This is a genomic window from Actinomyces sp. S4-C9 (assembly GCF_000758775.1).
Taxonomy (GTDB): Bacteria; Actinomycetota; Actinomycetes; order Actinomycetales; family Actinomycetaceae; genus Gleimia; species Gleimia europaea.
On the sequence record NZ_JRMU01000015.1, the window covers coordinates 17,467 to 29,017 of the forward strand.

General features: G+C 54.6%; 10 protein-coding genes and 1 tRNA gene. 9 read left to right on the forward strand and 2 right to left on the reverse strand.

Going from position 1 to position 11,551, the window contains the following annotated elements:
- Nucleotides 1–136: 136 nt before the first annotated feature.
- The 9 genes from HMPREF1628_RS06585 (at nt 137) to HMPREF1628_RS06630 (ending at nt 8,474) form a co-directional block, all read left to right on the forward strand.
- Complete coding sequence (locus HMPREF1628_RS06585; RefSeq protein WP_034509741.1) at nt 137–1,090, forward strand: UTP--glucose-1-phosphate uridylyltransferase; 954 nt, start codon at nt 137–139, stop codon at nt 1,088–1,090.
- A 66-nt stretch (nt 1,091–1,156) separates the two neighbouring features.
- A complete protein-coding gene (locus HMPREF1628_RS06590; protein WP_034509744.1) occupies nt 1,157–2,368 on the forward strand; it encodes a molybdopterin molybdotransferase MoeA in 1,212 nt (403 codons plus the stop codon).
- A gap of 3 nt (nt 2,369–2,371) precedes the next feature.
- Nucleotides 2,372–3,151 carry a GNAT family N-acetyltransferase gene (locus tag HMPREF1628_RS06595; protein WP_034509746.1) on the forward strand — a complete coding sequence of 260 codons (780 nt, stop codon included), beginning with the start codon at nt 2,372–2,374 and terminating at the stop codon, nt 3,149–3,151.
- Between the two features lie 189 nt (nt 3,152–3,340).
- Nucleotides 3,341–4,378: a hypothetical protein gene (locus HMPREF1628_RS06600; protein ID WP_034509748.1), complete on the forward strand. Its 1,038-nt coding sequence runs from the start codon at nt 3,341–3,343 to the stop codon at nt 4,376–4,378.
- A 104-nt stretch (nt 4,379–4,482) separates the two neighbouring features.
- A tRNA-Ala gene (locus tag HMPREF1628_RS06605) sits at nt 4,483–4,558 on the forward strand.
- 133 nt (nt 4,559–4,691) lie between these two features.
- Entirely contained in the window at nt 4,692–5,015 is a 324-nt protein-coding gene (locus tag HMPREF1628_RS06610) for a hypothetical protein (protein ID WP_034509750.1), read from the forward strand.
- Between the two features lie 138 nt (nt 5,016–5,153).
- Entirely contained in the window at nt 5,154–5,831 is a 678-nt protein-coding gene (locus HMPREF1628_RS09015; RefSeq protein WP_034509752.1) for a hypothetical protein, read from the forward strand.
- Nucleotides 5,832–5,842: 11 nt separating this feature from the next.
- On the forward strand, nt 5,843–7,288 hold the full coding sequence (locus HMPREF1628_RS09020) for a hypothetical protein (RefSeq protein ID WP_156956923.1): 1,446 nt from the start codon (nt 5,843–5,845) through the stop codon (nt 7,286–7,288).
- A gap of 418 nt (nt 7,289–7,706) precedes the next feature.
- Nucleotides 7,707–8,474 carry a CDP-alcohol phosphatidyltransferase family protein gene (locus HMPREF1628_RS06630; RefSeq protein WP_034509767.1) on the forward strand — a complete coding sequence of 256 codons (768 nt, stop codon included), beginning with the start codon at nt 7,707–7,709 and terminating at the stop codon, nt 8,472–8,474.
- Nucleotides 8,475–8,560: 86 nt separating this feature from the next.
- Here the strand turns inward: HMPREF1628_RS06630 and HMPREF1628_RS08700 are convergent, their stop codons facing one another.
- Together HMPREF1628_RS08700 and HMPREF1628_RS06640 are read right to left on the reverse strand one after the other, a co-directional pair.
- A complete protein-coding gene (locus tag HMPREF1628_RS08700; RefSeq protein WP_052038958.1) occupies nt 8,561–9,589 on the reverse strand; it encodes a hypothetical protein in 1,029 nt (342 codons plus the stop codon).
- Nucleotides 9,590–9,726: 137 nt separating this feature from the next.
- Entirely contained in the window at nt 9,727–11,220 is a 1,494-nt protein-coding gene (locus HMPREF1628_RS06640) for a DUF1846 domain-containing protein (RefSeq protein ID WP_034509756.1), read from the reverse strand.
- Nucleotides 11,221–11,551: the final 331 nt, after the last annotated feature.

Sequence of the window (11,551 nt, forward strand, 5' to 3'; positions counted from 1 at the left end):
GTCTGAATCGTGAGAGAAGGCAAAGGGAAAGACGAGGGGGCAAGGTGCCGAGGGGAGGAGCTTAAAGTGGCTCGTCGGTTCGCGCATCGCTTGTGGCATACCCGCGTTTGTGGGGTTCCTCGGTTAGGCTTGGACTATGAGCAGTTTGTTGAAGAACGCTTCGGTGCGTCATGGTGTGATCCCGGCGGCGGGGCGAGGCACGCGTTTCCTGCCGATGACGAAGGCGATCCCGAAGGAGATGTTGCCGATTGTTGACCGTCCGGCGATTGAGCTGGTGGTTGAGGAGGCCACTCAGGCGGGTCTGCATGATTTGCTACTGATTTCGGCCGCGCAGAAGCAGATGATCGAGGATCATTTTGATGCTGTACCCGACCTCGAGGCGGCGTTGCGCGAGGGTGAGAAGTGGGAGCTGCTTGCGTCAATCGAGCGCTACCAGGATTTCGCGAGGATTCATTCGGTGCGGCAGGGACATCCGCGTGGGCTTGGCCACGCGGTGTCTCAGGCTCGCCACCATGTGGGTGACGCCCCGTTTGCGGTGCTGTTGCCGGATGATTTGATGCATCCGGAGGACCCGGTACTGGAGAAGATGATCGCGGTGCGCGAGCAGATTGGCGGCTCCGTGGTGGCGTTGCTAGAGGTAACTCCGCAGCAGGCAACGGCTTACGGTTCGGCGGATGTGACTACCATTCCCCTGGCTTCAAATGGGCTGGATGGTATTGAGGGGCTGAATGACGGGGATGTCTTCCGTCTCAACAAGATTGTGGAGAAGCCTCCGATTGATGAGGTGTTGTCTGAGTACGCGTCGGTTGGACGCTACGTGCTTGACCCGAAGGTGTTTGAGATTTTGGAGACGCTCCCTCCGGGTCGTGGAGGCGAGATTCAGCTGACTGACTCGTTCCAGACTCTGATTGAGACGCCTGAAGATCGGGGTGGCGGCGTGACGGGCGTTGTGATTCGCGGGCGTAGGTTTGATACGGGTGACAAGTTGGGTTACCTGCAGGCTGTGGTGGAGATGGGGATTGAGGATCCGCAGCTTGGCAGCGAGTTCCGGGCGCTACTTAAAGGACTTGTTAAAGGACTTGACCTGTAGTGTTTAGCGGCGTGCTGTGATGGTGCGCGCAGGCCACTGATTTTGCCCGTTTGAAGGGGAGATGTGATGAGGTCGGTTGCGAATTTTTATCGCGATTGTCAGGATGCGGTTGGCCCGCAGCCTCCGTTGGATGTGATGTTGCCCGATTCGATGGGTTGCGTGCTCGCGGAGGACGTGATGGCGCCCTTCGACCTTCCGGTTGCGGATTTGGCGGCGCTTGATGGTTATGCGGCGAGGTCGGAGGATTTGGAGGGGGCCTCTGCGGATCATCCGGTGAAGCTCAACGTTACAGCGGAGCTTCGCGCTGGCGATGTTGAGCCGATGGCGAACATTGCGGGAGGGGCGGTCCGGATTGCTTCTGGCGCGCCGATTCCGACGGGTGCGGATGCGGTGGTTGCTCTGGAGCACACGGATCATGGGGTGGCTCAGGTGGAGGTGTCCCATAGCCCGATGCCCGGTGAAAACATTCGCCGTAAGGCACAGGATGTTCGTGCGGGCGACGTGCTGATTAGCCGCGGTACGCGCGTGGGGTCTCGCCAGATCGCGTTGATCGCGGGTGTTGGTCGTAACCGTATTCAGGTGCACCCGCGCCCTCGTGTGGTGATTATTTCGATTGGTGATGAGCTGATCGAACCTGGTGAGCAGGCTCGCCCGGGCGCGGTGTTTGATGCGAATGGTCATGCTCTGGCTACCGCTTTGACAGATGCGGGTGCGCAGACTTTCCGCGTGGCTGCCGTTCCAGATGAACAGGCAACACTGCGGCAAACTATTGAGGACCAGCTGGTGCGTGCAGATTTGATAATCACGACCGGCGGTATCTCTTATGGTTCGGGCGATACAGTTCGCGAGGTGTTGGGCTCGCTCGGCACGATCCGCTTTGACTCGGTGGCGGCTTTCCCGGGCCACATCCTGGGTGTTGGGCACGTCGAGTCGGGAACCCCGCTTTTCTGTTTGCCAGGTGATCCGGTGTCGGCCCAGGTGTGTTACGAGGTTTACGTACGTCCCGCAGTGCGCGCAATGCAGGGTTGGAGTTCGCTAAACCGCCCAACCGTGCAGGCGCGAGTGGACCGCGGGTGGCGTTCGCCTATGGGCAGGCGCGAGTTTGTGCGCGTGAAACTGCTGGGTAAGCCGTCGTCGGGCTACACGGCCACAGTGATGGGCCCAACGGACGCGCTCCTCCTTTCCGCGTTTGCAGAATCGAACGCGCTCGCGGTTGTGCCGGAGAATGTGACGGATGTGCGCGCGGGTGATGCTCTGCGTTGCATGGTGCTCGATTAGTTGATGAGTTTCTTCAGGCGATTCTTCTCCGCCCCTCGCGTGTGGGGGCTTAGCGAGTCGCAGGTTCGTATCGATATTGAGGATCCCGTTAGTCGGGGCCTCATTCATGCAACGCCACGTTTGAATGTGGACGAGGACGTATTTGCGCGCCCTGGGGAAAACGTGTTCGGACCGCGTCGTCACAGTGGGGCAGCGTCGACCGAAATCCGTAGGCTCACGGTTCGCCCGGTTTTGGGGCAGGCGCATCGCGAGGTTGAGCGCGTTCGCTGGTCAGACCGAGACTGGCTGGAGCCGTGGGAGGCCACGCTTGCTCCGGGCGTTGATGAGCGTCTGCCTTCACTTGCGGATTATCAGCGGAAAACCGATGCCGAGGTGGAGTCGGGTATCACTCTTCCCATGATGATTGAGGCGGATGAGCGAGTGATCGGGGTGGTAACAGCGGCAAACACGGTGAGGGGCGCGCTGTATTCCACGACGGTTGGCTATTGGATTGTGTCCGAGTATGCAGGTCGGGGCATTGCGAGCTTGACTGTGGCGGCGTTTATTGACCTGCTCATTTTGAAGCTGGGGATTCACCGTGTGGAGATCAACATTCGCCCCGAGAATGAGCCTTCTCTTGGTCTCGCGCAAAAACTTGGGCTCACTCACGAAGGCTACAGGCCGCGGTACATGGCCATTGCTGGTCAGTGGGCAGACCATTTGGCTTTTTCAATTGACCGCGAGTCGCTACCAAACGGCGGCCTAGTGGAAGCAATCTGGGGCGTGAACCTGCTGGGGGAGTAGCGCCGATTCCCGCGGGGATCACCCAAACACGACCGGCCTTGCCGGTCATCCAAAGCGGCTACGCCAGGCGCGGGTCAGCATAGCGTTTGCCGGGTCCTCTCTCGTGAAACTGTGGGGCGTCAAATGTCACGAAACAGACACGCCGAAGCTCTGCCCGAGATGGAATAACAATGATGTAATTATGGGTACGTGAGCTTTTCAGGGTGGATTATCGGTGCGTTGGCCGTGCTGGTGGCTGCGTATTGGACGCCTGCGCTCATAAAGAACCGCAATGAGGTTATCGAAACGCCTGTTGAAGATAGGTTTTCGAAGGACCTCAAACTTGTTCCTTTGGCTAAGGAACAGCCTGGTCTTGTTGTTCGAGGCGAGGTGGGGAGGAACCAGCCGCGTATTTTGCCTCACGTGGCGGTTTGTGGACCCGAACGGAGGGTTCAGGCCGTGGAGGCAGAATCGATAGGGGGATTTTCAATGGCTGATTCGCAGCGTATTTCGGGTGAGCTTGTTTCTTCGACTTCCCGGCAGATGGCAAAGCTTCGCGCGTCCCGCGCAGCTCGTGTTGCGAAGGAGAACGCTGCGGGTAAGCGCCGTTTCGCCGTTTTCGCAGTGGCGTTGACACTGCTGGTGGCGTTCGTGGTTGCGGCTACTTTTTCGACGTTCTCCTGGTGGTTCCTATTGGTTCCGGCGGCCGTTATGGGAGCAGTATTAGCGGAGGGGCGTTTGGCGTACCGCCGTTCCATCGAGAAGGCTCGCGCTGAAACCGAGCTTTTGAAGCAGTTGCGTGAGGAACGCAGGCTCGAGCAATCTCGTTACAACCGCTTGCGCTCATCCGTTGAACAGCGTATTGCGGCTACCGCGCCAACCAGCGAGGGCGTTGCCCCCTCAGCGTCTTCCGTCCAAGAAGCGGTTGATGAGGAGCAGGTAGAGGCCGCCGCTGAACCCGCCGAGTGGACTCCTCGCGAGCTTCCCGCCCCTGCTTACGCTCGCGCCGCCAAGGCTCCGCGTAGGCGCGTAGTGGTTGATCCGAGCGTCCTCGAAAATAATGGTGAGGGAGTCGCTTCTGCTGAAAGCTCGGAGGAGAATAGGTCCGAGACCCAAACTGTCAGCCCGCTGCGCCCAGTGGTTGCGAAGCCGCGTTCGCTTGACGCTATGACGTCCGAAGAGGCCGCTGAGATGGCTGAGACCGCGTTCGATTTGGAGGACATCCTCGAGTTCCGCCGCGCGCAGTAATGTCCTGTGAAGGCTACGCGCATTGGAGCGTTACAACGTGTGAGCCCCCGACGCCGCTGAATTAACGGTTTTGGCGATGTGGTGCTAGGCTGGTTTTCGCACTTGGGGCTATGGCGCAGTTGGTAGCGCGTCTCGTTCGCAATGAGAAGGTCGGGGGTTCGAATCCCCCTAGCTCCACCATTAGGACGCTCATTTTGATACAAAGTGAGCGTCCTATTTTTATGTTGAATAAAGAGCCATTTCAACAGCTCAGTATAGGATTCTCTATTTTATTGATCCTCTTGTTTCCCTGTGCAGGAGTCGCCCAATTAGTGTGCCTAATGCTATTTTTAGCGCTCGGGTTCATGCTTGGTCTAAGCCGCTAAAAAGTATTCCTTCCGCTAAAAAGTGTTCCCCCGACGAATACGACCACCGCTACCAACAACTCGAACAGCGCTACCAACAGCAAGAACAAGAACACCAAAAGGTAAGCGACCAGATCGCCTGCCTCACCACCCGTCGAGCAAAAGCCGCCGCAGTCCGCGACTACCTGGCCACCCAGCCGCCACTCGAATATAGCGACGAAGCATGGAATATCTTGATGCAGTATTCATGCGTAACAAAAGAGGGGCTTATACAGGTTGTGCTCGCTAACTAGGTAACTTCGATTTTCTTGCAGAATGAGAATCTTGTATCCAATTGTGGCCAGGTGCAGAGAGTGCAGACGTGATTCTGAGGAAAGAAATATATCCTTAGGGTCTATCTGGCGATTCGGAAGTAGCAGGAAGTACATCGCATGTTCGAAACTAAGAAAACGTTGATAGCGGTCTACAAAGATGAGCTGCTGGTAAATCAACTAAAGAAACTGATTGAGACAGACGACGATACCGACTGTCGAACTGTCGGCACTAAAGACGATTCCATAAGCGTCGTGTCGTGGACTGAGAAAGTATGGCTTGCCAACAAGGACGCCGGAAACATTCAAGGCAAGATCCTCTTTCTAGGCGACATCAAAGGAACTGACGAACTCATCCCTGTAATCGACACAAAGTTCGACGATTGTGGCGTCAAGTTTGGCTGGGCAGGCAATCAGGCAATTCTTTATGTTGAGCCAGAAGCTTTGACGAATCGCGAAGAATACGACGAGTTCTTAGCCAAGCTCTCGGATCTTCCTGTGCCTAGTTTTCTTAAGGCTGAAAAAGACGACATCGTTTCTACCGGAGCCGCTGACCTCGATGATGAAAATGTCGAAGAAAGCGAATTCACAGAGATCGAGAAAACTGCTCCAGCTTTCGTGAACGTAGCTAGAAGACTGTTTGAATCTGGCGCTGGAACTATCGAAAAAGTAGGCAAGAAGGTCGCTGCCAAATCCGAAGAAATCTTTAGAAACAAATCTCTGATGAAACGCCAGATGATGTTTTACGGAGTTGTCCACCTATACACCGACGGTCTCGATAGCTTCATGGAGCAGTAGGCTAAGCGCAAATGGAAGAAAAGAACGAGGCGCAGCGAGGCTGGGAATTTTCAGCCCACGTATTAGGTGCATCTGCCGCTGCAGGCATGGGCAAGGAATACGTTCGCGCCATCGAGAAAGCCATCAAGGAACTCGAAGACAACATCAATAACCACCAGTACCGCAACCTTGGTATCGCGCAGCTGCAAGGCTACATGCTTGAAGAATTTGCTGCCGCTACTTTTAACGTCGATGCTGTTGCTGCAAACTCCTCAGACCGAGCGTCAGTACTTCACAGCACAGTAAAGGACTCCGTTGACATCGAGCTGAAGTCAGGAAAAAACTACAGCGCCAAGTCTTATTCGACACCAGAGCAGACTGCGAAGGCGCAGGCACAACTCAACGTCGAAACTAAACATCCGCGTTACGAAGGTCAAGATAGGTTGATCCCCACTGATCATCTCGAGGGTGCGAAGAAAACAGCCCACCGACAAATGCTCAGTGACAGCCAAACGCGTCCTGAAGTGTCTCAAGCTTACGCTGAGACAGAGAAGATGCTCACTGACAAGGTAACAAACGCTGAAGGTGTGGAATCCAGGACTGTATCTCGAAAACAACTTGAGAAGATTGCTAAAGAGAGCAGGAAACAAGAGTTCAAAGCAGAAAAACATGGCGTGACTGCAGCCAACGCTATCCGTACGGAATATCTGCTGAAGCAGGCACTGAAAGCCGGGTACACAACTGCGACTATCACTGTGGCAACTCAGCTGGCACCAGAGATCTACAAGGCTATTGACTTCCTCATTAAGAATGGTGAACTCGACCTAGCCCAAGTGAAACACGTGGGCGAAAAAGGAATCTCATCAGGAGTAGAAGGCTTCCTGAAAGGCGCAATATCGTCTGCTCTGCAAATCATGCTAGACAGCGGTGCCCTAGGAAAAGCTTCCGCAGAAGTCAACCCTGTACTTCTTGGAACAGTCGTTGCATTAGTGCTACAAACCGCAAAGAACAGCGTTCTTGTCGCTGCCGGAAGAATGACCGCGCAGCAGATGGGATCTGAATTCGTTGACATGGTCGTGGTATCTAGCGGGTACTTAGTTGGCGCTCACCTTGGTGGACTAATCGGGCAAACACTTGCACCCCAACTCCCAGTCCTCGGCTACCTGTTGGGCACCCTCATTGGAACATCCTTTAGCGTCGTCCACAGCATTGGAAAACAGAAGCTAATTTCTTTCTGCGTCGATACCGGCTTCGCGTGTTTCGGACTCGTGGAACAGGACTATGAGCTACCTGAAAACGTTCTCCACGAGTTAGGCATCGAAACAGCATCCATCCCACGTTCCAGAATCGATGCTGCACCGGCGCCAAAGGCTGCTATCGAAACAGCAAAAATAGCCCAATCTCCCTATGAAACCATCGACATTAATCTGCTACGCAGAGGCGTTATAGACGTCAATAGGGTCGGTTACGTAATCTGACAGATCTTGAACTCGTGAACGCTACTTGATGTTTGCTGGCCAATAGCTGTTCTCAGCGATTGCACCCAAGCTCCGTGTCTTGCACCCAAAATGGCACCCTTGCACCCAAAACTGGGCTTGTATCAAAATGAGAGTGTAAGTAACGATTGTTATGTCTCGGGACATCGTTCATACGGTGTCCCGAGATTTTTGTTCTTGTTGCGCTCCCACGCCGGAGAAGTATCCCGGCACACTCTTAGGAACCAGGGATGCTCAGTCATTGCCCAGGAAAAGCACAGAATGTGCGGAAACACCGGATTTCGGATAGCCGCAATAATGTGCGGGTAAGGTAGAATCATCGCCGAGGATTCCTCGAAAATCTCATTGATGAATGTGAAAGAAACCCATGGATTTTGACCTCAAAACGAAGTACAAACGAATGCCTAAAAAGCTAAAAACAATCGCGCCAGAAAACTTGGCGCCCTTGTCGCAGCGAGTTAGCGCGTGGATGGTACACCTGTTCACCATGTCGGGCGTGGCGCTTGCAGCCCTAGCTACATTGTCGCTCATTCATGAGGATATCGGCATGATGTGGCTGTGGCTTTTCATCGCGCTGGTGGTGGATGGTGTGGATGGCACTATGGCTCGCAAGTTCCGCGTGCGAGAAGTACTCCCGTGGTTTGATGGTGGCATTCTGGACATCATCATTGACTATTTGACGTGGACGTTCATCCCCGCGATTTTCATGTATCGTCACATCGAAATGGGCCAACCATATTTGGCGGCGGTTCTGACGGTTTTGATTCTTGCCACTTCCACGCTGTGTTATGCAAATGAGAACTGGAAGTCGTCGGATTTCTATTTCTACGGTTTCCCTGCGGCATGGAACATTGTGGCTTTGTGTCTGTATGTTTTACAGACCAGCGAGGTGGTAAACATTATCGCGGTTGTGGCCTGCATTGTGCTCACGGTTGTCCCCAGCTATTGGACGCACCCGTTCCGAGTCAAGAAGTTCATGGTTGTAAACCTGATCTCCATCGCGGTGTGGATTGGGATTACAGGCGCCCTGGTGGCTATTTACCCGGTGCAGCCAGTGTGGATGCTGGTTTTGTTCTACGTGTCAGGAGGCTGGTTCCTACTCACCGGAATCGCCCGCATGTTCACCGGGCCGGATCGCGCCAGCCGCAAGGCAAGCGCTACCGTTTAGGGTAGACCTTCCATTCAGATTTCTAGTGAAGAGTGCGCGAGATTGTCCTCGCGCACTCTCTTATTTTCGAGGACATCTCCGAGCCTTCACGCACCCTGGCCGCGTAGCCCGTCCGCAACGTAGCGGTCGCGCAGGTAGTTGCGCAGTTCGTAGAGGAAAGCGAAGGCGATCATGCCGATGACTATTGCGTTCACACTGGGAGGGTAGCCGCGCCCGTGCGTCCAGAAGTACACGTAGGGAGAAATAAACGTAACTAGGGTGACCAGCAGACCGGTGTATCGAACCCAGAATTTGTGGGCGGTTACGAACGCCAGCAGACCCCACGTGTAGGGGATGGCAGTAACCACGTCCATGCCCCACAGGATCCACAGGTTGCCGTGGAAGTTCTTCACGAACGTTACTGGTAGCGCGCGAAGAGAAGAGTAGATGAACACCACCGCGTAGGCCCAGAACTTGGGGCTTCGCAACATTCGGTAAGCTTTCGAGGAGGGAATTATTTTCGCTCCAGAGGCTTTGAGCGCTCGGTAATTCTTGGAGCTGATCGTCACGCTCTCTACCCAGTCAAATGCTCGGTGAATGAGGTCGCGGCGAGCCCCGGTCTCCTGACACCACGTTTGGCACCACGCGGATGGATTCACAGCGATGGGCACAACTCTTTCGAGAGGACTTATGTCGAATCCAATGGAGTCGATTATCTGTGTTAGTCCCGCGTTGCCAGCAAACGTGAAGCTGGGCCCAACCTGGTGCAGTAGCGGTTTAGGCTCTTTGCCACTCGTGTCCTCGCCAAGAAGCTGTTGTAGTGCGGTGAAGCAGTTTTCGGGTACCAGATCAACGAGTACCTGCTGGCGGCCAACAATCATAGATCTTAGGGTTTCAGCCATTTCGCGCAGTAGCGGGCGGGGCAGATTTTCGAGGCTAATGCTGATTTCATCGGTGGAATCAGCCTGGCGCGCGTGGTTGGCTACGGAAGAAAACAGGGTAGTGATGGTAATGTTTCGCGGCGCTAGATTGCCAAGGCGATCGATCTGGGAAGCTTCTTTGAACGCTGTAGGATCGATTGCTACCTCTTTCAACAGCGGGATGCTTAGTGCTGAGTGAGAGGTAATGATGTTCACGAATCTGCTTTCTATGTGGTTGGCGGGTCACTCCAGATCGAGTGACCCACCTCTTGCCAGCCTAGTTTACCTGCGCGCACTCCAGTTGAGTAAGCGCGTTGCCTCGTTTCGCATAACCGGATACTAGCGCGTGGCGTTTACCGCTTTTGGTAGACGCCCTTGCGCCAATATTTCGGTTCGCAAGTCACATTAATCCCCAGGTTTCTGAAGATCCCCTCATCAACGGAGCCTAGGATCGTGGTGGTGTGTACGTCGCAACCTTGGAGCGCTTGTAGTTGTTCGAGGGCGCGGCGCGCATACTCGTTGGTGTTTGCTGAAACCGATAGCGCTATGAGTACTTCATCGGTGTGCAGCCGCGGGTTGCGAGACCCGAGGTGCTCCGTTTTGAGCTTCTGAATGGGCTCAATGGATTCGGGCGCAAGCAGATGCATCTTCGGAGGAATCCCAGCGAGTAGTTTGAGCGCATTTAGGAGCATGGCAGCCGACGGGCCCAGCAGGGCTGATGTTTTACCGGTAACGATGGTTCCGTCCTGCAGTTCGATGGCTGAACCTGGATTCTTAGTTTTGCGCTCAATTTCGAGGGCGGGGCGTACAACTGGTCGGTAGTTGCGGTCTATGCCCAGCTTGCCCATGATGATGGCAATGTGGTCGGATTCGTGACTGTCTGTACCGGCACGCTTTTCTTCAACGAGCGCTTTGAAGTATCGACGAATCACTTCCTGCTTAGCGGCCTCACGGCATACATCATCGTTGCTGATGCAGCTACCAACCATATTCACTCCCATGTCGGTTGGCGACTTGTAGGGGCATGACCCGGTGAGTTTTTCAAGCAACGCCGAGAGCAGGGGGAACACTTCTAGGTCGCGGTTGTAGTTGACCGCCCTCGTGCCATATGCGGCGAGGTGGAAGTGGTCGATCATATTTACGTCGTCGAGGTCGGCAGTGGCAGCCTCATACGCCATGTTCACGGGATGGTCGAGCGGTAGATCCCAGATGGGGAAGGTCTCAAACTTGGCGTAGCCGGCCTGGTTACCCCGTTGGAATTCGTGGTAAATCTGCGACAGGCATGTGGCAAGCTTGCCTGATCCGGGTCCGGGAGCGGTTACAAGTACTACGTCCCTCGAGGTTTCGACAAAGTCATTGCGGCCAAATCCCTTGGGCGACACGATGTGCTCAATGTCCGCCGGATACCCCTTGATGGTGCGATGCCGCGCGACTTTCAATCCGAGCTTTTCTACGCGGGTGCGAAACGCTTTCGCTTCCTTGTTTCCCTCATCCATTTGGGTGAGGACGACGTTCTCAACTAGAAAGCCACGCTCGCGAAATACGTCTATGAGGCGAAGCGCGTCCTCTTCATAGGGGATCCCGGTGTCTGCGCGAACTTTGGTGTGCTCAAGATTCTTGGCGTTGATCGTAACGAGAATCTCGATGCGATCTTTAAAGGTCTCAAGCATCGCGATCTTGTTGTCCGGGGTGAAGCCCGGAAGTACTCGAGAGGCGTGGAAATCGTCGAAGAGCTTTCCACCCATTTCAAGGTAGAGCTTTCCGCCGATCTGGTTTCGACGTTCGTTAATGTGCTTCGACTGAAGTTCGATGTATCGTTTGCGGTCAAACCCGATTGGCCGGTGCATAAACTACCTCTCGTAGCGCGGCTGGTGTGCGCCGCTTTAGGGGATCACCGCCTTCTTATTCTACTGCACACGAGGGGGAGTTAATACCTCGTAACCGTGCGGAAAAATGGGTGTGGTGGGAGTCACCGCAAATAGATTTGACCCTGCAAATCCACGTGTGTAGAGTTTCTATTCGTTGCCCCGCGAAAGCGGAGGAACAAAACCTAGATAGTTTCCGGCGGCGAAGTCACTAAGTTGACAAACCAGATAGAAACATTAGACTAGGAAGTCCGGTTAAAAATCCGGAAAGACACCTTAGCGAGAACCTCCAAAGCATTGAGGGTTTAGCTTC